Origin of the sequence: Aeribacillus sp. FSL W8-0870 (assembly GCF_037963755.1) — a bacterium.
GTDB classification, from domain to species: Bacteria; Bacillota; Bacilli; order Bacillales; family Aeribacillaceae; genus Aeribacillus; species Aeribacillus composti.
The window spans coordinates 873,300-896,001 of the sequence record NZ_CP150165.1; the positions used below are offsets into that span (position 1 = coordinate 873,300).

The window sequence follows — 22,702 nt, forward strand, 5'->3', positions numbered from 1 at the left end:
TATGGATAAAAAGAAAATCGTCATTATTGGAGGAGGTACCGGATTATCTGTTCTGCTTCGAGGCTTAAAGCTGCTCCCTTTTGATATCACGGCCATTGTAACAGTTGCAGATGATGGCGGCAGCTCTGGTAGACTTCGTGATGAACTGAACATTCCCCCGCCGGGCGACATTCGCAACGTGTTAGCTGCTCTTTCCGATGTGGAACCGCTAATCGAGGAACTTTTCCAGCATCGTTTTAAAAAAGGGAACGATTTGATTGGCCATTCTCTCGGCAATTTAATACTCGCAGCGATGACCAATATCACCGGTGACTTTATGCACGCCATTCGGGAAATGAGTAAAGTATTAAATGTTCGCGGTACTGTTTTGCCTGCAGCGAACCAGAGCGTTGTATTAAATGCGGAGATGGAAGATGGATCTGTTGTGAAAGGGGAATCGAAAATCCCTTTTTCAGGAAAAAAAATTAAAAAGGTGTTTTTAACCCCGAAAAATGTAAAACCTCTTCAAGAAACGATCGATGTCATCAGACAGGCACATATGATCATTTTAGGGCCTGGAAGTCTTTATACAAGCATTTTGCCGAATTTGCTCGTTCCGAAAATTGGCGAGGAGGTTTGCAAGTCCTCGGCCAAAAAAATATATATATGCAATGTCATGACTCAGCCAGGGGAGACGCTAAACTATACAGCGAGCGATCATGTGAAGGCTCTTTACGATCATTTAAACTGTCCGTTTATTGATGTGATCCTCGTGAACAACGGATCTATTCCCGAATACATACAAAAACGCTACGCGAAAGAATCAGCTTTTCCTGTCCAAGTCGATGCAGAGGCGCTAAAAGATATGGGACTTCGAGTAGTGCAGGACAACATGGTCTCCTTCGATCAACATGTTATTCGACATGATACGAATAAAGTGGCGAACATCTTAAAAAATTTGCTTCTGGAAGAAACGTAATCGGAAAGGGCGGTAATGGAAACATGTCGTTTGCTTCAGAGACGAAAAAAGAATTGACAACACTGGAAGTAAAACAATGTTGTTTAAAAGCAGAGTTGTCCGCGCTCATCCGAATGAACGGAACTGTGTCATTTTCCAACCGGGAATTGCTTTTGGATGTGCAGACGGAAAACGCAGCGATTGCAAGACGCATTTACATGCTGATCAAAAAAAAATATGACGTTCCGATCAAGCTGCTTGTACGAAAAAAGATGCGATTAAAAAAGAATAACGTCTATATTGTTAGAATGAATGAACAAGTAAAAGAGATTTTGGAGGATTTGCGAATTTTAGGCAAGGATTTTATGTATAACCATCAAATCTCTTTAGACCTTGTGAAAAAAAAGTGCTGCAAGCGGTCGTATATGCGCGGTGCGTTTTTAGCGGGCGGATCCGTCAACAACCCGGAAACTTCTTCATACCATTTGGAAATCTCGTCGTTATATAAGGAACATAACGATTCGCTATGCAGCTTGATGAATACGTTTTATTTAAATGCAAAAACACTGGAACGGAAAAAAGGATATATTACTTACTTAAAGGAAGCTGAAAAAATTGGGGAATTTTTGACATTGATCGGTGCCCATCAAGCTCTACTGCGTTTTGAAGATGTCCGAATCGTTCGTGATATGAGAAATTCAGTGAACCGCCTTGTCAATTGCGAAACAGCAAATTTAAATAAAACCATTGGAGCTGCTTTACGGCAGGTAGAAAATATAAAATTCATTGATGAAAAGATCGGATTAAGCGCCTTACCTGAAAAGCTGAGGGAAATTGCAGAATTACGGGTTATGTATCAAGATGTGACATTGAAGGAACTAGGTGAAATGGTGTCCAGCGGGAAAATCAGCAAATCGGGAATCAACCACCGATTAAGAAAAATCGATGAAATCGCTGAAAAATTGCGGGCTGGCAAAACGATTTCATTTAAATAAATTTTTAAGAAGAGAGGGATTAATATGGTTGAGAAAAAAGTGGAAGTTCGGTTAAAAACCGGTTTGCAGGCACGACCGGCTGCATTGTTTGTTCAGGAAGCCAACAGGTTTTCGTCTGACATTTTTATCGAAAAAGACGGAAAGAAAGTAAACGCCAAAAGCATCATGGGGTTGATGAGCTTAGCTATTAACAGCGGCTCTGAGATCACATTGATCGCAGAAGGAAACGATGAGGAAGAAGCATTAGAAGCGCTTATCAACTACATTCAAAACGAAAATTAATGTGAACACACAAAAAAATTGCCACAAAATTCATCAATGGATGGATATTGCCTCTCTTGTGGGAGAAAGCAGGAAACAACCGCTGTCAGCCACAAGAGGGCTTTATTTTTGCTAAAACTGATATGAAGACGAAATGGCTTCGGGTGCTGATCCATTCGTTCATAGAAAAGTTATGATAAATCTTATGTTGGGAGAGAGCTTCGTGAGGTTCTTAACTGGAACTTTTGGATTTCAAATTATTGCGAAAGAGCGGGGCGAATCCGAGCAATATATTTGGTGTAAATACTATTTTTTCATAAATCTGCGATCAACATTCAAGAAAAAACAAACGTGCTTTGTGGTTTGAATGACTTACAGCTGAATGGATAAAGAGAGATTCTAGCCCTTTTATAACATGAAAAAATCGATTATAACACTTGTTTTTGCCAGCAGGTGTCCAGAAAAAACTTCAGCAAAATACGGTTTACACAGGCTCTCCGAAAGCATATTTAATCCTTCATCCGGCTCGATCCGCATTTTGGGCTTAGATTAAAGCAATATCGGCAGTTAACGGCCTTTCGAAAACGTAAAGCTGACGATTCCGGCCAAAAAGTTGAATGAGGAGCTGCTGTCAAGATCATTCTTGACATTTGCTCCTCATTCAAATGCGTGAAGGTATGAAGCAGCGGTTTATTTTTATACTGTCTGCTTGATATGTTTAAATTTTTTTTGTCTTCCTATTTGAGGCAGCTTTTATTTTGTTAAAACTTTGTCAATCAACCCATATTCTTTTGCACGTTCAGCTGACATGAAATTGTCGCGGTCCGTATCACGTTCAATTACTTCAAGAGGCTGGCCAGTGTTTTCAGATAAAATTCTGTTCAATTTATCTCTTAAAGAGAGAATTCGTCTAGCTGCAATATCAATGTCAGTTGCCTGACCTTGCGCGCCTCCTAACGGTTGATGGATCATTACTTCACTATTCGGAAGGGCAAAACGTTTTCCTTTTGCACCTGCCGCCAATAAGAATGCTCCCATGGAAGCAGCCATTCCTATACACATCGTGGATACATCAGGTTTAATAAATTGCATCGTATCATAAATCGCCATGCCAGCAGTAATTGATCCGCCCGGGCTGTTAATGTAAAGGGAAATATCTTTTTCAGGGTCCTCCGCTGCCAAGAAAAGAAGCTGAGCAACGATGGAGTTTGCAACATGATCATCAATTGGCGTACCAAGGATAATAATGCGGTCTTTTAACAATCTTGAATAAATATCGTAAGCACGTTCACCACGGTTTGTCTGTTCAATAACAGTCGGTATTAAATTCATTATGTTTCCTCCCTCGCATCAAAGTTAAAGTCATTTCTATTCCATCATACATAAAAGGTCAATAAAGGTCAAACAAAAAACTTTTATATATAATTATTTATAAGATCAATACATGTACCATCATACCCTCATTTTTCATTTTTCAAACAACGATGAAAAATGAATTTTTCAAAACAATTTTGACACGATGGATAATTAAGCAAAATTTATTCTTGCATATACTGTTCGGTTCGATTATAATATAATTCGTGACATTTGAAAAATGCGCTCGTAGCTCAGTTGGATAGAGCGGTGGTTTCCGGTACCACGTCCGTCGGGGGTTCGAGTCCCTCCGAGCGCGTAAGCCTAGAGCAACAAGGGTTTGAGCGATTTAGAAGTCGTTCAACGGACGGGAACTACCGAAAAACGGACAACGTATTTTCGCAAGGTTTCCGTCCCACTGAATCAAAGAGACCGCGTGCCTCCAAAATGAAAAATTTTGGAGGTTTTTATTATGCGAAAAAGGCTAGAAAGGTAGTTTCAAGACTATCTGATTGTAGATGTAATCTCGATTATATGACGGTTGCAGAAGGATTAAAATACGCTAAGATCATTTACAAAACGGAAGCTATCCAGGACGAACGAGTACCGATTATTGAAGTTCTTGAAAAAATTTTATAGATGTTGTCGGTTTTAGAGATCTTACTACTGACCAAATTAGACGTTACATTAATACGTCATCTGTAACCGTGGATATTCTTTTCGGTGCTATTAAATCGATTTTTAGAAAGATACATAAATACGGTATTATTTGAAGAAAATCTCGTCAAAAAAATGGCAAAATTAATAAGGATGAACAACGAATCTTGTGCTTACAGACACGCAAGTAAAGAGGCTATGAAACGTCAAAGATATAGGTATTTGCGGGATTTCGTGACTATGGTGCTATTAAACTAATGTTAGAGTGAGAACAAAGGATAAACTAAGTTGAATAGACAGAAATTTCGGGTATTTTTTATCGTAAACTATTTGAAAAAGGTGACGATATTAGTCGCACTTGATAAGAACTATGCCAAAAAGGGTGAAAAAAGATGTAAAATATTAATATCTTGAAGATTTATAGATAACGAAGGGTGTTGAAGAATGGAACGTATTTCAGTAGTTTCCATTTTAGACGTTATTGGTGAATTGTTTTCTGATGAAGTTTCGATTGCTGTTTCCAATACAAAGGAATATATCTATTACCGGCCGAGCAAACGGATTGATTTGAAAATCAGACCGGGAGACTTGGTGAGAAAAGGAACGATTGCGTATAAAGCTTTGCACACCAAACAAAAGGTTTCTGAGTTTATTAACCGCGATGTGTTTGGCGTTCCTTATCACGGGATGGCTGTGCCGTTTTTTTGGGAAGGAAAGCTTGAGGGATGCGTCACTGCGATTTTTCCTGCTTTGACGGATGGAAAATCTGTTGTGACCGTCAAAACTGATGATGGATGGGTTCCTATTCCTTTTTCGAAAGTTGCGTATTTAGAAGCAAAAGATAAAAAGACCTATGTGTACACTGAAGGATGCTCAGGAACGCATAAATACTCTCTCCAGGAATTTGAATACTTGCTTCCAAAGGACTATTTTATTCGCTGTCATCGGGCTTTTATTGTGAATGTCAACCATATTAAGGAGATCTACCCTGATGCGCATTCAACTTTTTTGCTGTTGATGAATAACGGTGATAAAATTCCTGTCAGTCAGTCCTACTCCAGTTATTTTCGAAAATTGCTTGGATTTTAAAAAATTGTTCTGTTTTAGTATGGAAATTGAGTTGTTTATCTGAATTTTCGGTCACTTATCCCCAAAACCTTGCCCCATTAACTTTTATCGGTAAAATAAATTTTAAATTCATTAAAGGGGAGATGATGGGGAAATGGACAATAAATTGGAAAGGATTGAAGATTTGCGTTTGCGCGATCGAATAGTCACAGCTGATGAAGCCGCATCATGGATCAAAGACGGGATGACTTTAGGGTTAAGCGGATTTACACGCGCGGGTGATGCGAAAGCGGTTCCATATGCGTTGGTAAAACGTGCAGAGCGAGAATCGTTTAAAGTAAATGTGTATACAGGAGCCTCTTTAGGTTCTGATATCGATAAAATGTTCACTGAAGCTGGCATTTTAGGCAAGAGGCTTCCTTTTCAGGCAGATCCTACGATGAGAAAAGGAATCAATCGGGGAGAATTTTTATTTGTCGATCAGCATTTGTCCCATACTGCTGAATTAGTGCGCTCAAATGTTATGGATCCAATCGATTTTGCAATTTTGGAAGCGGTTTCTATTACAAGAGATGGAATGGTTATTCCGACAACCTCCATTGGAAACTCGTTGACATTTGCCCAGCACGCAAAATCGATCATTATAGAGATTAATATGGCACAGCCTGCAGACTTAGTAGGAATGCATGATTTGTATGAACCGGAGAAACAAGGGGAAAGAAAACCGATTCCGCTGATAAAATCGAATGATCGAATCGGTACGATCGGAATACCGATTGATATCGAGAAGGTAAAAGGAATTGTATTTACCAATCAGCTGGATTCTCCGTCGACAATTGTGCCTCCGGATGAAGAAACAGTCATTATGGCGCAGCATTTGATAGAGTTTTTGCGTAAAGAAATTAAAGCCGGCCGGTTAACGGAACGTTTGGCCCCGCTGCAGTCAGGCATCGGTTCCGTCGCCAATGCAGTTCTTCATGGCTTGCTGGATTCAGAATTTGAGGATTTAGAGGTGTATTCTGAAGTATTGCAGGATGCAGTCTTTGATTTGATAGATGCTGGCAAAGTCCGTTTTGCCTCTTGTTGTTCGATTACCCTTTCAGAGCCGAAAATGAAGGAGGTTTTCTCGAATTTTAAGAAATACCGCGACCGTTTAGTGCTGAGACCGCAGGAAATTTCCAACCATCCTGAAATTATTCGTCGGCTCGGTTTGATTTCCATTAACACAGCATTGGAAGTGGACATCTACGGCAATGTCAATTCAACCCACGTACTTGGAACGAAAATGATGAATGGCATTGGTGGATCCGGTGATTTTGCAAGAAATGCCCGCCTGGCGATTTTTGTGACAAAATCAATAGCGAAAGACGGAAACATATCAAGCATTGTTCCTTTTGTCTCCCATGTTGACCATACGGAGCATGACGTCGATGTCATCGTCACCGAGCAAGGGTATGCGGATCTCCGGGGCTTGGCGCCAAGAGAGCGTGTGGAACTGATTATCGAACGCTGCGCCCATCCGATGTATCGCGACCAGCTTCGTGAATATTATCAGGAAGCTCTTGCAAGAGGAGGGCATACACCACATGTTTTAGAAAAAGCTCTTTCATGGCATATAAATTTTGCTAAAAACGGAACGATGCGTGAAGAAATTGCACATAGCGTTTAATCGGATGACAATTTATTCGTGCATTTTCTAGACATGCGAAGAGATCGGCACAGCTAGATCAAAGAAGGAATTTATCAACTAGAAATCAATTTTGTGGATATCACACAACAAATGTTTTCACCCCCCTTAGCGTTAAAAGCACTAAACGAATGGACTTATTAATTGATACTGTACTGAAAAATTTAATAAAAAATAAATTCGAGTTGAAGGCAGAAAACGATTGTTTTTGCGAAAATCATTATACAGAACGGATAGTGAGCGCTTTGATCAACTGTTTTCTGAGAATAAGGACGGATTTGCAAGGGTTATTGATTACAGCATCAACTGGTATCTAATGTTAATTGATCATTTTTCTGACGCAAATTGCTGTATCAGCCGATAAACTCGATACTGAAGTCGATATTCCGGAAGTCGTCAATCTCGTGTTTTTTCAAGAAAGGACGTTCGACATCAAAGTTTTGGCAAATAATTCGGTTCAGAACACGCTTATATAAAGACTTACTAGGATTGGAGAAGTTAATACGCATTCACCTTTTTGGCAATTTTGAGTTTTTCTGCGAAAATCCAAAAGGAATGGAAGGAAATAGTTTAACGGAACGGTTGTTTAACATCGAAGTCGAAATCATTAAAGAACTTTAGCATTTGCAGCACCAAGAAGAAAAGTATATGGGTTAAAAACGGAGTTATGGAATAAAAGTTGAAAGAACCGTTTAAAAGTGCAGGAAGCATTATAGACTTGTTTAAAGACAACATGGATGATCGTGAGGAAAATGATCAGTATTCGATAAATTTAACAAAAAATTGTGAAGATATTGTCGGTGTTTAATGGAATACATCAATTATTTCTTTTACCTTCATTACAAAAGAGGCATCTTAGATGTTCAACAAGATCTTAGATGCCTCTCTAACGTGGAATTTTGGAGATTTGCCGGTCAATCTTCTAGATAAAATTGAGATGGAATAAGGGGAAAGTTATTTTTGCAGTATTCAACATAAACATCTGAAAAAAATTTCCCCATCTGGATTATAAAAGCGAAAACCTGGATCCGATTATATCTTCAAAGAGTGAATAAGATGCATCACTTGCTTCGTCTGGTTGTACAATAGCTGTTTTGCCTGATCCATACATTCCTCAATCGTCAATGGTTTAGTAATAATCGAAAAGCATCCGTGAAATTTGCTGCGGAGCACATCCAAATTGCCTGCAAGCGAGCCGGATATTAATATCGTTGGAACTCCGTATATTTGAGCGAGATCAGCGATATAGCCGGGCGCTTTTCCGTATAATGTTTGTTCATCGCTTTGTCCTTCTCCTGTAATGACAAGATCCGCCTGCTCTATTGCTTCCTTCAAGTTCGAAGCTTCTGCTACAAGCTCAGCACCGGATATAAGCTTTGCGCCTAGTACAAGGAATGCAAATCCCAAGCCTCCTGCTGCCCCTGAACCTTTCACGTTATTGAAGACTTTTCCTTTCTGCTTCTCAATAAGAGCAGCAAATCGGGCCAATGCTTCGTCGTAAATCGGTATTTGTTTGCTGCTGGCACCTTTTTGCGGTCCGTAAACTGCGCTGGCACCTTTTTCACCACATAACGGATTGTCCACATCACAAGCAACCTTTATTGTAATATGTTCCAATCTTGGATCCAAACGGTCGAAACTTACTTGATTGACCTCCAATAAATCTTTTCCGAAAATCCCCGCTTCTTTTCCTTCTTTATCCCAAGCTTTCATGCCAAGCGCCTGTAAAAAGCCAAGACCTCCATCATTTGTAGCACTGCCGCCAAGCCCGATAATAAACGATTTACAGCCTTTATCCAATGCATCTTTCATCACTTCGCCAAGTCCGAAAGTAGTGGTCACATCCGGGTTTCGTTGTGAAGGAGGCACTTGGACAAGCCCAGCGATATTGGCAACTTCAATAGCAGCCGTATTATTTTCGAGGATGGCATAATATGTTTTTATTTTTTTGCCCAAGGGGCCTGTACAGGTTACCTCAATGCGATCCCCGGCTGAAGAGGCTAACAATGCATCGACTGTTCCTTCTCCGCCGTCAGCCATTGGCTTTGTTCTTACTGTATCACCATAATGAAGGTCAAGTATTGCTTGTTTCATAATATTTGCTGCTTGAGAAGAGGTCAGACTCCCTTTAAAAGAATCAGGTGCTACGACAATATTCATTTTAGCTGCCTCCTTTGTTTGTCTGATATCCTTCCGAATTTTTAAAAACGATAGAGTAAACGAGATAAATGGAATTAATTACACTCAGCATATTGATTTCTTCCAAAATAGGTGATTTAAAGGATTCTAGTTTGCAGCTGCTCACTTTGATGATTTGTTTCGCATTCTGTGCTAAATAGCCTTTTTCATTGCCTGTAATCGCAACGATAGGAATGCCTCTCTTCTTTAATACCTTTACTAGCTGAACGATAAATCTTGTTTCTCCGGAAAAAGAAATGACAACGGCTAAATCTCTGGGCGTAAGTGATTCTGCTTCGGAAATTTGATTTTCATGGTTGCTGTACGCAGTAGCATATTTGCCCAGACGAATAAATTTGAATTGTGCATTTCTTGCAATGAGATGCGAAAATGTTACCCCAAAAAAAGCAACTTTTTTTGAGTGATGAATTTCGTGAACAACTTGAATGATTTCCTTTGAGCGGAGAAATTGCTCTGTTTGCTTCAGAGAAGCATGTAATTCGTCATAATATTCGTTTATTTGTTTTATATTAAATTTCGTTTTAAGGTTTTGATAGTCTACTTCAGTATCATTAAATTCAATAAATGATCTGGCATATTCTTTAAGCTCTTTAAACGTAATATTTTCAAAGCGCTGGCAAAATCGGGTGATCGTTGCAGGTGATGTATGGCACGCTTCAGCTAATTCATAAATGGACATTTTCGGGATTTTTTCCACATTCCTCAAAATATATTCGGCAATAATGATTTCTGATTTTGTTTGGTCTGTTGAAGATTCAATGAAGTTTAATAATTTAGCCATAAAGTTGTACATCGAATCACTCCGGATTTCATATTTATTGTACGCTCTATTATAAATGACCATGAAAAAAGTTTCATAAAATGAAATTTTTCCTGTCTTTGTTTTTTCGTTCGTTAAGATATCGGTAGAAGCAGTTACATGAAAAATTACTACCAGGAGCTGAAACACAATGAAAAAATTCAATGTACTTATTGTTGGCGGGGGGAGTACTTGGACGCCAGGGCTTTTAAAAGCAATTTGCTCGCGTCAAGATACTTTCCCGATCAACCGATTGGTCATGTATGATATCAATTACGAACGCCAAAAAATAATTGGCGAATTTGCGAAAGTGCTCTTTAAAGAAGAGTACCCTGACATTCATTTTAGCTATACAACAGATAAAGAGGAAGCATTCACGGAAGATATCGATTTTGTTTTTGTGCAAATGCGTACTGGCGGCTATGAAATGCGTGAAAAAGACGAAAAGATCCCGTTGAAACTAGGGGTTATCGGTCAGGAAACATGCGGGCCGGGCGGTTTTGCTTACGGTATGAGATCGATCCGCGATATGATTCAATTGGTCAAGGATGTCAGAAGCAAAACGAAAGACGCATGGATTTTAAACTACACAAATCCTGCTGCTATTATTGCGATTGCGTTACAGCAAATGTTTCCTGATGATAAAAGAATCCTCAATATTTGCGACCAGCCTGAAAACTTGCTTCGTTCGTACGGCCGTTTATTAAATATGAATGAACGTGATTTTGATCCTGTATACTTCGGATTAAATCACTTTGGCTGGTTTACTCATTTATATGATCCGCAAGGCAATGACAAATTGCCTGAGCTAAGGGAAATGATTTTGAAAAACGGCTTCCGTCCGGCTGACTACGAGCAAAGGGATAAATCATGGCTCGAAACGTATGCCATGGTACAGCAAATGGTGCGAGATTTTCCGGACTATTTGCCGAATACGTATTTACAGTATTATTTATATCCAGATAAAGTGCTGAAAAAATTGAATCCGGATTTTACGCGTGCAAATGAAGTACAAGCCGGAAGAGAGAAACGCGTATTTGAAGATTGTGTGCGCGTTGCTGAAACAGGAACCGCAAAAGATTCCAACGTAGTAGCAAATGATGCGCATGGCGAGTTTATCTTAATTGTTGCAGAATCCATTGCATACAACAAAGGCGACAATTTTATTGTCATTTTGAAAAATGATGGAATCATCAGCAATTTGCCGGATGATGCGATGGTTGAAGTGGCTGCAAGTATAACCTCAAACGGGCCTAGACCATACGCAGTTGGAGAAATTCCAACATTCTATAAAGGATTGATTGAAGGGCAATATGCGTATGAAAAACTTACTGTGGAAGCATATATGGAAGGCTCATACGCCAAAGCGCTGCAAGCTTTAACTTTAAATCGTACAGTGGTATCTGCAGCAAAAGCAAGAGAGGTATTGGATGCCTTAATCGAAGCCAATAAAGAATACTGGCCGGAATTGCGATAATAACTTGTCCGTGCAGGGAGCCGTTATGACTCCCTGCTTGAAAAATAGCTAGAATGTATCCGTTTTCTATATATTATCAAGGAGGGGAGCTATGAAATGAAGAAGGTATTTAACTTTGATTTCTTTCAGAGAATTGGCAAAACTTTTATGGTTATAATTTCTTTGCTTCCTGCAGCCGGTTTATTGCTGGGAATCGGTACAACGTTACAATCTCCGTATTTAATCGAATATTTGCCTTTTTTAGATTCAGGATTTTGGAAAACGATTTCTGATTTAATGAAGGGTGCAGGAAAAGCATATTTGGAAACTTAGGTGTTTTGTTCGCTATCGGTATAGCGGGGAGCTGGACCGGTGGAAAAGCGGCAGCCTCCTTATCAGCACTTGTTGGTTATTTAGTTATGCATACCGTTATCGGGATTGTCCTTGGAATCACTCCGGAAAACGTATCGGAGCCAAGGCGTGTACTTGAGTTAGGGATCCCGACACTTCAAATCGGTGTTTTTGGCGGTATCATCATCGGGTTTGTAGCAGCAGTTCTTTATGAAAAATATCATGATTTCAAAATGCCGGAAATGCTGTCCTTTTTCGGCGGTTCACGATTTGTTCCTATTATAACAGCAGGTTATTCAATCATTATTGCACTGATTTTGGCCTTTGTTTGGCCGCATGTACAAGACGGCATTTATGCACTTGGAGCTGCCTTATCTGGAGAAAATACGCCGCCGCTTTACATGTTCATTTATGGACTAGTAGAACGTGCCCTTATTCCGTTTGGATTGCATCATATTTTCTATATTCCAATTCGTTTTTCGGAAGTTGGCGGAACGTATACAACACTTGCTGGATCTGTCGTTTCCGGGGATACGGCAATGTATATGGCTCAGCTTGCGGATAAACAAGTAAATGATGCCGTTGAAATAACAGCAGGAAGATTTATGGCAGGGAAATTCCCGTTCGTCCTGTTTGGTCTGCCAGCGGTAGCGTTAGCAATGTATCACATGGCAAAACCGAAAAACAAAAAAGCTGTAGCAGGCTTATTATTGACTGCTGCGGGAACAGCATTTTTTACAGGAATTACAGAGCCACTTGAATTCACGTTCTTGTTCGTAGCGCCATTATTATACGTTTTCCACACATTAATGGCAGGGCTGTCATTTATGCTGATGTATGTTTTAGATGTGAATGTTGGATATGCCGGCGGATCCGGAATCATTGATTTTATCTTATTTGGTATATTACCTGATGTTGGAGAGCCATGGTGGTATGTCATTATCGTTGGTCTGGCAATGGCTGTTGTATACTACGTTGTATTCAGATGGGCTATTAAAAAGTGGGATCTTCTTACACCAGGACGCGGAGATGAAGATTCGAACAGACTTTATACTAGAAAAGATTACGAAGAAAAAACAAATAGAAAAAGTGATGAATCTGTTGTCAATCAAAAAGCGTATGAAGTATTAGCAGCACTTGGCGGAAAAGAAAATATCAATAATCTTGATGCATGTATTACACGGTTAAGAGTAGGTGTAAAAAACAAAGGCGCTGTTAATAAAGAAAAACTGAAAGCTCTTGGTGCTTCAGGCGTATTGGAGGTAGGAAATGGAGTTCAAGCAATATTTGGACCTACTTCAGACACGTTAAAAAATCAAATTTTAGATATCATGAATCAGGAAACAAACGAATATAAAGAAGAATCAACTATTAGTTTTGTAGCGCCATTATCAGGAAAGGTTGTTGCATTGGAAGAAGTGCCTGATGAAGTTTTCTCTCAAAAAATGATGGGCGATGGCATTGCTGTTCAACCAACAAGCGGAGATGTCTATTCTCCGGTTGACGGTGAAATCGTCGATGTATTCCCAACCAAGCATGCCATTACACTTCGATCAGATGAAGGAGCAGAGCTGTTGATTCATTTGGGACTAGAAACAGTGAACTTAAAAGGAGAAGGCTTTGAAATAAAAGTTTCACCTAAAGACAAAATCAAAAAAGGAGATCTTATCGCACAATTCGCCATCGACCAAATTGGCGAAAAAGGGTACAACACCATTACTCCTATTATTTTACTGAACGGAGATCAGTTTAAAATCGACCATAGTAGTTATCCATCCAACGTAGTTGGAGGAAAAGACGTATTAATCAAGGCTCAGAAAGGATAAGATCGATCATCCATGGAGATAACAGTACGGTACTATACACAAAAAACAATGATGACAACGATATGGAATAATGAGACATCCGTATTTCCGCAACGTACCTAGGTTTATAGAAACGATTTTTAATACATGTCTTTTTCAAATAAGATTGGGCGTACTTTCATCTTCTCAAAATAAAAGGTTTGAAAACACATGGGTATTCAGTTATAATAGGTACCATTTTATTTCCCAATCCTACTGCATGTGCGTCATATTGTTAGTATGCGATTGGCTTGTTAAAATATTTCATTTAATATATAATAAATCATTAGCATTGCATAAATATAGTTAGAATTTTCTGTTAATTAATTTTTGTGAATTTGTGCCAAAAAGACAAAACCTAAAGAAAGGTGGCACTGCCCATTTGGTAAATATATACAGTTAAACCAGAGCGACAACGACAAAAGGGAGATTATGGACTGGCTCGCCCATCAAATTTTCGCAACCAAACATAAGCTGGTTTCCACAGAGCTCTCTTTAACCAACGAGTAATTCGAAGTAGGGATTTCTTACTTTTCATCTCCAATTGAATGAGAACATGTAAGCAATACGTGATCAGGGCTAAGAAAATTTGATTTTGAATAGCTGTTTCACTCATTCCATAAAAGTGCTTAATTTCTACGTGTTGCTTGAGCCATTTGAAAAAGAGTTCAATAGCCCAGCGAGATCGGTAAATATCACTTATCTCTTCTGGTTTTAAATCAAATCGGTTGGTGATGAAACGAAGTAAGTTCCCTTTTGTGTCCATAACTTCTAGTAGACGAAAGACATTTTCAGTACGATTTTGTGTGGTACCAATGTAGACCATTTTATCGGATAGAACGTGACAATCATCAGGAAGTGAAAATGTATAGACTTCACGAATGACTGCGTTTTTCTTCAGTCTTGAAACGAAGAAATAGCCATCATCTGTCATCCGATCAAAACGTTCATAGTCCACATAACCGCGGTCAAACACATACATGGCTTCTTGATCATCCACTAGGACTTCGAGTTGATTTCGGTCATGTTCTTTTGCTGTCGTAATCACTGCTTTTTCAGGATAGACGGTGTCTTTATCCATGAAAACGAGCCGTAAGTGTAGCTTTACACCAGCTTTTGTTTTACGGAATTTTGCCCATTTATAATGGGTCAAATTCAACGGGAGTGTACTTGAATCAATGATTTTCAGTGGCATATTCTTTCCGTTTTGATAATGGTGCCGTTGAATTTTCCAAACAAGATCCAAGAACAAATTGGCAAGAATGAGTGGGTGGATCTGATTGTTTTTTCGGGATAGCTGAGAGGCACTTATCGATTCAAATCCGAGTGCTTTTTGAAGATCTTCGTCTACAAGTGCATCACTCATTTCCTCTAAGCTCTTAAATTCGAGCAGCTGGGCTACCAATAAAAGTTTAATATAGGCTTCTGTTGTCAGCTTTTTTGTGTAATAGTCCTGTTTCAATTCTTTGACTTGTTCGCTAAGTTTTTGAATATTTATGGGTGAAACCCATTTACCAAATGATGAAATTAGTGTATTCTTGTCCATAATAGTTATCCTTTACGATTGGATTTGGACAGGAACCACCTGTACTTCCATTGTAAAGGATTTTTTTGTTTCGAAATCAATAAAAAATTGAACATTCTTAGTATTTTGAATCATCAGATTTAATTACTGCAATGCTAGTGATAATAAATATTATAGTTATCATTTTCCATATCTTAGCTTATTAAAGCATTGAAACATTGATAATGTAATTATTATCTTACCTACTTAGGACTAAATATAATTTTCATAGCAAAGATGATGTATAAAAATTTTTGTGTCAAGCATTTGGCTAGACCAAATTTATGATTCATATAAGCAGTATTCAGAGTGTGATGTACACGACCAATACCATGGAGTAAACGATCAAGTAGTATCCAAGATTTGAGAAATAGGTAAGGTGAAAGTTAAGAGGATTTGTCGAAGCACAGAAGGCCCTTCAACGTATGTATGTTTGAAGAATATTTTAATCATAAAGGAATAAGGAAATTTTCTCTTCTCACATAAAGACTGAATATTCAGTCTTTTTTTTAGGTGAAACATATCTCTATTGATTCCAAATCGTTTCAGAGATATCTTATTTTTATAAATGTAAGCGTAAAATAATCCCCACCTTTTAATGATAGGGATTAAATACTATTATTGTGATAAGTTATTAAAAACCCGACAATTCAAAGGAATTGTTTTGGACCAAGGAAGTAGTTGATCAAGCTCATCCATATTGCTTATATCCATATTGGGAAGCCTTTCAAATAAGTAGCGAAGATAATAAAATGGATTTAATTTATTCTCTTTTGCTGTCTCCACAATACTGTAAATGATTGAGCTGGCCTTAGCTCCTTTCGGAGTATTGCTAAAAATCCAGTTCTTCCTACCGATCACAAATGGTTTAATGGATCGTTCACTTCGATTATTATCGATTTCTAAACGTCCATCCTCTAAAAATGCCACGAGTTTTTCCCATTGGTTGAGGCAGTATGTAATGGCTTGACCTAATAGACTCTTTGGTAAAACATTGCTTTTCTCTGTTTTTAGCCATGCTGAAAAAGCCTCCAACAATGGTTGGCTGTGTTTAAGTCGTTTTTTATATCGTTCTTCTGGTGTACATTCTTTCAAATCACGCTCGATGGCAAATAGCTGATTACAGAAATTGAGTCCTTCCCGAGCTGTGACTGCTGAATGACGTTTGGATTCAGGAAGTACGTTTAAAGCCTCATCGAACTTTCTGCGGGCATGAGCCCAACATCCAACTAATGTTACGCCGGATACCTTATGGTATCCTGCATATCCATCGACATGCAGGTATCCTTTAAACCCTTTTAGGAATTCTTTGGCATGTTCTCCTGCTCTAGTTTCCTGATAGTCATAAAGGACAAGTGGTGGATCCTCTCTTCCAGTCCGATAAAGCCACATGTAAGATTTCGATGTACTTGACCTTCCAGGTTCATGTAAAACCTGAACAGTTGTTTCATCCGCATGTAGAATGTCTTTAGAGAGGAGATGCTCTTTCATTCGTTGATAAATTGGCGCAAGCCATTTTTCGGCACCATAAAGCATCCAATTGGCCATGGTTTGCCTGGATAAGATCACACCTAATCGTTTGAACTGTTGTTCTTGGCGATATAGAGGTAGCCCCTCTACATATTTTTGATTCATAATATATGCCATGCTTGACGGTGAAGCTAAACTTTTTGGATACACAGATTTTGGGGCAGGTGCTGTAACGATTGGTGTCTCTATTTCATTACGCTCACAATGACGGCATCCATAGACATATCGAACGTGTTTTAAAACTTTGACTTGAGCCGGAATAATCACTAATTCTTGTCGTACTTCTGTGCTCATTTCGTGTGTTTTTTCACCGCAACACGAACAGACCTGCTCTTCTTCGGGTAAACGATATTCAATCGTTTCCATAGGCAGGTTTTCAAACGTAGCTTGACGTTGACCACGTTTCTTTTTACGACGATATGTAATTGTTTCAACAGTTGGCTCTTCGGCTTTTACATTAGACTCTACCTCTGCTTCATTGAATAAAGGTAGTTCTAATTGATTAGGATTTGTTTTTTCGCTTGAAGAGCCAAATTTTCGTTTTTGACTAAGACGATACTGTTCTTCATACCATTGTAATTTCGCCGTCAATTCAACGATTTGCTGTTGAAGTTTTTCAATTAATTCAAATGGGTTTTGGTTAGGATTCTTTAAATTTTTCATCATGTAGTAATAATTCGACGGTTTTAGCTATTTTCCTCCAAGGTTTTTGTTAAAAGTAAAAAATTCATATAACTGTTCTAGCCTTTACTTCTGGGTGTGCTTTCTTTTGCTCCATTGCAAGACCATCCAATAACCAGCGTAATTGCCGATAACTAATTTGTATCGTTCCAGTGTCATTTTCATTTGGCCATTGAAATTTTCCTTTTTCCAATCGACGATAATAAAGCCAAAAACCATTATAGTCCCAGTGAAGAATTTTTAATTTATCTCGCTTTCGATTACAGAACACAAAATAGCTTGATGAAAAGGGATCTAAATCAAATCCCTCTTTCACCAAAGCAGCTAATCCATCAATGGATTTTCTCAAATCAGTACTTCTTTTTGCCAAGTAAACTCGTTCAGCTCTTGTACCAACTAACATGTTGATTTCAACGTCCTAACCACTTCTGAAAGAAAGGCCGGATCGAAACCAGGTTTTACTTCAATTGAAATCCCACTAATTTCAATCCGTAATGAATTTTCAACTGTTTGTGAATGATCTTCTAGGGTAACGGATGCCCATTTTGTAGACTTTCCTTGATTTTTTATTGGATTTTCAATTTTTCTTAACCAGTATTTAAACTGGTGAATACTCCATTGATTTTCCTTGCACCAGTTTACTTGAGTTTGACCGCTTTTACGATAGTCAGCGATTCGTTGTTCCCAAACCTTTCGTAATTCAGGATTCTTAGGCATAAAAAAACCTCCTTCAATTTCATCTTGAGGAGATTATCTCATGAAATTAGCACACCAAGAAGGTGTGCAAGATTTGACGCTTACCTTTGTTGGATCATTTTATCCCCGCGAGCACTTAAATGCTGGGCACGTTGTTTTAAAACAAGCGGAGCACTATCTTGATGACGGGAAGCGGCTTGATTTGGCGCAGCGATTTATTGCAGGCTCTATCCAACAGATGAGCCGCGTATTAAAATATTATCGTTCTCGCTTAGAAGAAAAAGCTGTTTTTGATGAAGTGCTAGAAGATTTTCAAAAAGAGCTGCAAAAATTGCCAACTGCTCAGTCAGTTGAACAATTAATGGCATCAGAAGGACATACACGAGAAAAGTATTACAGTACTTTTGATACGATTATTCAACATCCCGATTTTATTTTTGAAAAACGAACAAAACGACCACCGCACAACCGATTAAATGCGTTAATCAGCTTCGGGAACTCTATAGTGTATACGATGTGTTTAAGCGAGATTTATAAAACGTATCTTGACCCCCGCATTGGGTATTTACATAGTACGAATTTTCGACGCTTTTCTTTAAATCTTGATATTGCCGAAATTTTTAAACCTATTATCGTGGATCGGTTAATTTTTTCCCTTGTAAATAAAAAAATGCTGACAAAAAAGCATTTTGAAAAACTGACCGATGGTATTTTGTTATCGGAGGAAGGACGGAAGGTTTTTATCAGTGAACTGGATAAAAAAATGCAAACAACCGTCCAACATCGCCATCTAGGCAAATCTGTGTCATACCGACGCTTGATTCGTTTGGAATTGTATAAATTGCAGAAGCATTTACTTGGTGAGAAGCCATATGAACCATATACAGCTAAATGGTAGGGGATTTTCATGTTTGTCATACTTGTGTATGATTTTAATGAGAAACGTGTAGCGAAGGCGCTAAAAATTGCTCGCAAATATCTTCATTGGGTACAAAATTCTGTTTTTGAAGGAGAAATTTCACAAGCAAATTATAAAAAACTAAAAGTAGAATTGCAAAATCTTATGAATCCAGATGAAGATTCCGTAATTTTTTATACATTTCGAACGCAGAAATATTGGTCGCGTGAGGAATTTGGATTAAAAAAAGGCGGCGACGAATTTATTTTGTAGAAAGAAGGACAAGCTATGCGATTAACGGTAACGATGAAGCCAAAAAATAATGTTGTGATACTGCCATTACATTATCAGTATTTACTGCATGGTTTACTTTATAATTCTTTACAGGATAAAAGTTTCGCTTCATTTTTGCATGAAATTGGTTTCCAGAAAGGGAAGAGAACATATAAATTATTTACATTCAGTCGTCTTTTCGGGCAACATAAAATTCAATTAGATCCGAAAACGATTATATTCGATGACAATATTTCTTGGCATGTTTCTACTGTATTGCCTGAACTGACGCAGCAGTTAGGAGAATACTTTTTATTACAAAATGAAGTTCATCTAGGAAATCAATTGGTGAAGATACAAAGTATAAAAATGGAGGAAAGCGAAGTAAAGAGCTCTGAAATTGAAATTGAGATGCTTTCACCAGTAACAGTCTATAGCACATATGAAACGGTGGATGGTACCCAGAAGACACAGTTTTTTCATCCATATGATGAAGCATTTCCACATTTAGTGGAGCTTAATTTTCGCAATAAGTATGAAGCCTATTACGGAGATCTGCCACAAGAGAGATTGTTTATTGAACCTTTACATGTTACTAAGAGACATAAAGTCGTCACGACTTTTAAAAATTACTATATCACTGCATGGCAGGGAAGGTATCGTTTGCGGTCTTCTCCGAAGTATCTTACTTTCCTTTTGCAAACTGGAATAGGGGGACGAAATTCTCAAGGGTTTGGAATGTTCCGTGTTATTCGAGAATTGTAGTAACAGGGAAATATTTGTCGTCGACCCCCAATCGTGCAAAAATCCCTGGGGATCGACGACTCTTTTAAATCTTTATTGAGCCCACCTAAATCAAAGGATTGATAAAACTTACCTCCTTCGTTAAAATAAAAATAACCAATCAACCATTTAAAACCAAATACTTATGTAGCAACAATTTTTAGGGTTTTTATCTTAACTATGAGGAATTGAAACAAACGATCTTCAAGAGTTTGTTTTTGCTCTTCAAAGTTTTTATCTTAACTATGAGGAATTGAAACATTGTCGATTTGCATGTCCATAGGGTTTCCAATTTGGTTTTTATCTTAACTATGAGGAATTGAAACAATCGATTCCTGATCCATCCTCCCGTCCGTTCGTCAAGTTTTTATCTTAACTATGAGGAATTGAAACTCGTCATATCCAGAGAAAAGGGAATATAGATATCCTTGTTTTTATCTTAACTATGAGGAATTGAAACATTTTACATTGACAGTGTTCTGACTCCAGCGCAACATGTTGATTCTTCTGGATTTCAATGACCAAGATGATGATGAAATTTTGCTTGACATCCTGTAGGAAAGTACTAATAGTCAAAAAATGGGAGTACAATATCACTTGGCTTTAGACGCATCAAGGTTATATTTTTTACTGTACGGATTAGAAAATTACGGTATACGGGGTCTTCCCTCATTACATTCACGTAGTGGGGGACAGGCCCCATAATCATTTCATCATAAATAAGTCTCAAGACTTAGTTGAATATACATTTGAGGTCCATTTTGGAAAATCACTTTTCTCTGTATTCTAAGGAAGAGAAAAGTAATTGAATTTGTTTTTCTTTTAAATTCATTTAATCAATCCAGCTTGAAGTTTTTGGATAATAGTTGTTTATGAGGCTAAAAATCTTCTCTAAAATAAGAACGCGAAAAGGCTGTGGATTTGGAGAGGCATTGCTTTTCTGTATTTGTTTAGGCGAACTTCTTGCACTAGGGATTTGTTAATGAAGCTAGTACGTTTCATTGACATGTTAGTATGAAAATTCGCAATATGTGGAAGAAGACTATGTAAAATTCTAGTCAAAATATTTTGTATACAAGGGGAGGATCGGTGCTACTTTGTTGCTCCTTGCTGAACGGAGTGCTAAAGGATAAACAAATCAAGTGATAAAGCTGCGAAAAATTCTTGGGAAGGAAGGGAAAACATTGAAAAGATTTTTTGTGATTCTGTTGGGTATCATCGGATTTATTGGTTTATATATTATCTTTTTGAATCCAATCAATTTTAGTTGGTGGCCTTTAGGAAATCAAAGAACCCAGTCCGTTACATCAGAGGGAATTGAAATGATTGAAATTGATGCCTCAGGTGTTAGCACAACGATTATTCCGGAAAGTCGAGAAGATTTAAAAGCTGATTTAGATGGAAAGGGAAAGCTGACTGTTAAACAGCATGGAGACAAAGTAAAAGTAAGTGCGAAACAGAAATGGAAATGGTTGGGGTGGTTGTTTCATAACAAGGCAAGATTGAATATTTACATCCCTGAAGATTATGATCGAAACATGGCTATAAATCTTGGCTCCGGGAATTTGAATTTCTCTGGCCTTTCAAAAAATGAACCGATGAAACTAGATGAATTAATATTAGATATAGGCTCGGGAAACGTCAACCTGAAGAATGTATCGGTTAAACATTTTGAGCATGATAGTTCGTCGGGGAATGTCGATATAGACTCATTAACGACAGAAACAGGATCATTTGATATTAGTTCTGGAAACCTCAAAGTAAAGCATTATATCGGAGCTATTGAGGCTGAGCTATCATCTGGAAATTTAAATATACAAATGGATGAATTAACAGATTCAGTTGATATTGAAGTAAGTTCAGGAGTGGTGGATCTTAATCTTCCGACTGATGCTGACTTTACTTTAAACGGAAAGACAAACAGCGGCAATATAACATGTGATTTTCCGCTAACTAGCAAAAAAATAGATAATAAAAACATCAAAGGTACCCATGGGTCCGGTGAACATCCTATCGACGTAAGCGTATCAAGCGGCAACATTAAAATTTATTAAAATGATGTGAAAAAGCGTTCATTGATTAACTAGGGAAGCAAGAATGATGTCTATCTCTTTAATAAAATACTTAACAAGTGCCGCACTCTTAAATATTAAAAGTCAATAGAAAAAGGAAGCAGCCTAAACCTTCTATATTCGTGTTTTAGGCTGCTTTTTAAATAAAATTCCTCGTCTTATCATTTGTATAGCTGAGCACCAATTATTTTATTTTTTGTATCCATACAATCCTTCAAAGAACGTATTAGTATTTTGGTAAGAAAACAGAAACGTTAAACAGAGAGAAAAGCTCTAATTTTATGCATTGACTTTTTTGAGTGAAAAACAATTTCATTTTCAATAGTAAAACATCAATGGTCGGAATGACTTCGTTTAGAAGTTCCGTTTCAACTGATTGTTAAATACGTTCTGTTCCATTTTTCATCTTATTACATAAATTTCATTAATAATAAATCACACAGATAGTGAACGTAACTTTAGGACATATGCTCTAAGGTTACGTTTTTATTATTTGTGACAAATTAATTAACAAATGTAAAAAAATGGCTCTTCACCACAAAATGTACTTGACAATCAGGTTGTTTTCTGATCAAGGGTACAAAAAATGCGAAATTTC

Annotated in this window: 21 protein-coding genes, 1 tRNA gene and 1 CRISPR repeat array; of the genes, 15 read left to right on the top strand and 7 right to left on the bottom strand. The window is 37.9% G+C overall.

What is annotated here, in order from left to right:
• Position 1 precedes the first annotated feature (1 nt).
• From NSU02_RS04205 to NSU02_RS04215, 3 genes are read left to right on the top strand one after another with little or no spacing between them, the layout of a single operon-like run.
• On the top strand, positions 2 to 958 hold the full coding sequence (locus tag NSU02_RS04205; RefSeq protein ID WP_339194370.1) for a YvcK family protein: 957 nt from the start codon (positions 2 to 4) through the stop codon (positions 956 to 958).
• A gap of 23 nt (positions 959 to 981) precedes the next feature.
• Positions 982 to 1,932: a DNA-binding protein WhiA gene (gene whiA / locus NSU02_RS04210; protein ID WP_063389162.1), complete on the top strand. Its 951-nt coding sequence runs from the start codon at positions 982 to 984 to the stop codon at positions 1,930 to 1,932.
• Positions 1,933 to 1,956: 24 nt separating this feature from the next.
• Positions 1,957 to 2,214 (top strand): HPr family phosphocarrier protein, encoded by a 258-nt coding sequence (locus NSU02_RS04215; RefSeq protein WP_063389161.1) that lies wholly within the window; start codon positions 1,957 to 1,959, stop codon positions 2,212 to 2,214.
• Between the two features lie 732 nt (positions 2,215 to 2,946).
• Here the strand turns inward: NSU02_RS04215 and clpP are convergent.
• A complete protein-coding gene (gene clpP, locus NSU02_RS04220; RefSeq protein WP_063389160.1) occupies positions 2,947 to 3,525 on the bottom strand; it encodes an ATP-dependent Clp endopeptidase proteolytic subunit ClpP in 579 nt (192 codons plus the stop codon).
• Positions 3,526 to 3,789: 264 nt separating this feature from the next.
• Between clpP and NSU02_RS04225 the strand changes: the two genes are divergently transcribed.
• The 5 genes from NSU02_RS04225 to NSU02_RS04245 all read left to right on the top strand — a co-directional run bounded on the left by NSU02_RS04225 (position 3,790) and on the right by NSU02_RS04245 (position 7,766).
• Positions 3,790 to 3,865 (top strand) — tRNA-Arg (locus tag NSU02_RS04225).
• Positions 3,866 to 3,993: 128 nt separating this feature from the next.
• Complete coding sequence (locus NSU02_RS04230; protein ID WP_339194373.1) at positions 3,994 to 4,185, top strand: hypothetical protein; 192 nt, start codon at positions 3,994 to 3,996, stop codon at positions 4,183 to 4,185.
• A gap of 462 nt (positions 4,186 to 4,647) precedes the next feature.
• Positions 4,648 to 5,292 carry a LytTR family DNA-binding domain-containing protein gene (locus tag NSU02_RS04235; RefSeq protein ID WP_066249117.1) on the top strand — a complete coding sequence of 215 codons (645 nt, stop codon included), beginning with the start codon at positions 4,648 to 4,650 and terminating at the stop codon, positions 5,290 to 5,292.
• A 133-nt stretch (positions 5,293 to 5,425) separates the two neighbouring features.
• The gene (locus tag NSU02_RS04240) at positions 5,426 to 6,940 is read left to right on the top strand and encodes an acetyl-CoA hydrolase/transferase family protein (RefSeq protein WP_339194375.1); all 1,515 of its coding nucleotides are present in this window, start codon (positions 5,426 to 5,428) and stop codon (positions 6,938 to 6,940) included.
• Positions 6,941 to 7,637: 697 nt separating this feature from the next.
• Positions 7,638 to 7,766 carry a hypothetical protein gene (locus tag NSU02_RS04245; protein ID WP_261308757.1) on the top strand — a complete coding sequence of 43 codons (129 nt, stop codon included), beginning with the start codon at positions 7,638 to 7,640 and terminating at the stop codon, positions 7,764 to 7,766.
• A gap of 224 nt (positions 7,767 to 7,990) precedes the next feature.
• Here NSU02_RS04245 and NSU02_RS04250 read toward each other — a convergent pair whose 3' ends face one another.
• On the bottom strand, positions 7,991 to 9,118 hold the full coding sequence (locus NSU02_RS04250; protein WP_327856537.1) for a glycerate kinase: 1,128 nt from the start codon (positions 9,116 to 9,118) through the stop codon (positions 7,991 to 7,993).
• Between the two features lies 1 nt (position 9,119).
• A complete protein-coding gene (locus tag NSU02_RS04255; RefSeq protein ID WP_242009295.1) occupies positions 9,120 to 9,950 on the bottom strand; it encodes a MurR/RpiR family transcriptional regulator in 831 nt (276 codons plus the stop codon).
• A gap of 157 nt (positions 9,951 to 10,107) precedes the next feature.
• Between NSU02_RS04255 and NSU02_RS04260 the strand changes: the two genes are divergently transcribed.
• The 3 genes from NSU02_RS04260 (at position 10,108) to NSU02_RS04270 (ending at position 13,589) form a co-directional block, all read left to right on the top strand.
• Positions 10,108 to 11,433 (top strand): 6-phospho-alpha-glucosidase, encoded by a 1,326-nt coding sequence (locus NSU02_RS04260; protein WP_339194379.1) that lies wholly within the window; start codon positions 10,108 to 10,110, stop codon positions 11,431 to 11,433.
• A 96-nt stretch (positions 11,434 to 11,529) separates the two neighbouring features.
• The gene (locus NSU02_RS04265) at positions 11,530 to 11,745 is read left to right on the top strand and encodes a hypothetical protein (RefSeq protein ID WP_339194381.1); all 216 of its coding nucleotides are present in this window, start codon (positions 11,530 to 11,532) and stop codon (positions 11,743 to 11,745) included.
• 5 nt (positions 11,746 to 11,750) lie between these two features.
• Positions 11,751 to 13,589: a glucose PTS transporter subunit IIA gene (locus NSU02_RS04270; protein ID WP_339194384.1), complete on the top strand. Its 1,839-nt coding sequence runs from the start codon at positions 11,751 to 11,753 to the stop codon at positions 13,587 to 13,589.
• A gap of 448 nt (positions 13,590 to 14,037) precedes the next feature.
• On the opposite strand, the gene NSU02_RS04275 is transcribed toward NSU02_RS04270, so the two are convergent.
• The 4 genes from NSU02_RS04275 to NSU02_RS04290 form a co-directional block, all read right to left on the bottom strand.
• A complete protein-coding gene (locus tag NSU02_RS04275; RefSeq protein ID WP_339194386.1) occupies positions 14,038 to 15,153 on the bottom strand; it encodes an IS4 family transposase in 1,116 nt (371 codons plus the stop codon).
• A gap of 636 nt (positions 15,154 to 15,789) precedes the next feature.
• Positions 15,790 to 17,367 carry an IS66 family transposase gene (locus tag NSU02_RS04280; RefSeq protein WP_094245431.1) on the bottom strand — a complete coding sequence of 526 codons (1,578 nt, stop codon included), beginning with the start codon at positions 17,365 to 17,367 and terminating at the stop codon, positions 15,790 to 15,792.
• Positions 17,368 to 17,428: 61 nt separating this feature from the next.
• Entirely contained in the window at positions 17,429 to 17,785 is a 357-nt protein-coding gene (gene tnpB / locus NSU02_RS04285; RefSeq protein WP_339194389.1) for an IS66 family insertion sequence element accessory protein TnpB, read from the bottom strand.
• Complete coding sequence (locus NSU02_RS04290; RefSeq protein WP_003352856.1) at positions 17,779 to 18,099, bottom strand: hypothetical protein; 321 nt, start codon at positions 18,097 to 18,099, stop codon at positions 17,779 to 17,781. The genes tnpB and NSU02_RS04290 overlap by 7 nt, the downstream gene beginning before the upstream one ends.
• A 40-nt stretch (positions 18,100 to 18,139) precedes the next feature.
• On the opposite strand from NSU02_RS04290, the gene cas1b reads away from it, so the two are divergent.
• From cas1b to NSU02_RS04310, 4 genes are all read left to right on the top strand, one after another.
• The gene (cas1b, locus tag NSU02_RS04295; protein WP_339194391.1) at positions 18,140 to 18,976 is read left to right on the top strand and encodes a type I-B CRISPR-associated endonuclease Cas1b; all 837 of its coding nucleotides are present in this window, start codon (positions 18,140 to 18,142) and stop codon (positions 18,974 to 18,976) included.
• 9 nt (positions 18,977 to 18,985) lie between these two features.
• A complete protein-coding gene (gene cas2 / locus NSU02_RS04300; protein WP_063386986.1) occupies positions 18,986 to 19,249 on the top strand; it encodes a CRISPR-associated endonuclease Cas2 in 264 nt (87 codons plus the stop codon).
• Positions 19,250 to 19,264: 15 nt separating this feature from the next.
• On the top strand, positions 19,265 to 20,014 hold the full coding sequence (cas6, locus tag NSU02_RS04305; RefSeq protein WP_339194396.1) for a CRISPR-associated endoribonuclease Cas6: 750 nt from the start codon (positions 19,265 to 19,267) through the stop codon (positions 20,012 to 20,014).
• A gap of 183 nt (positions 20,015 to 20,197) precedes the next feature.
• Positions 20,198 to 20,493: a CRISPR direct-repeat array (repeat unit 31 nt; unit sequence GTTTTTATCTTAACTATGAGGAATTGAAACA).
• A 723-nt stretch (positions 20,494 to 21,216) separates the two neighbouring features.
• Positions 21,217 to 22,086: a DUF4097 domain-containing protein gene (locus NSU02_RS04310; protein WP_339194399.1), complete on the top strand. Its 870-nt coding sequence runs from the start codon at positions 21,217 to 21,219 to the stop codon at positions 22,084 to 22,086.
• The last annotated feature ends 616 nt before the right edge of the window (positions 22,087 to 22,702 follow it).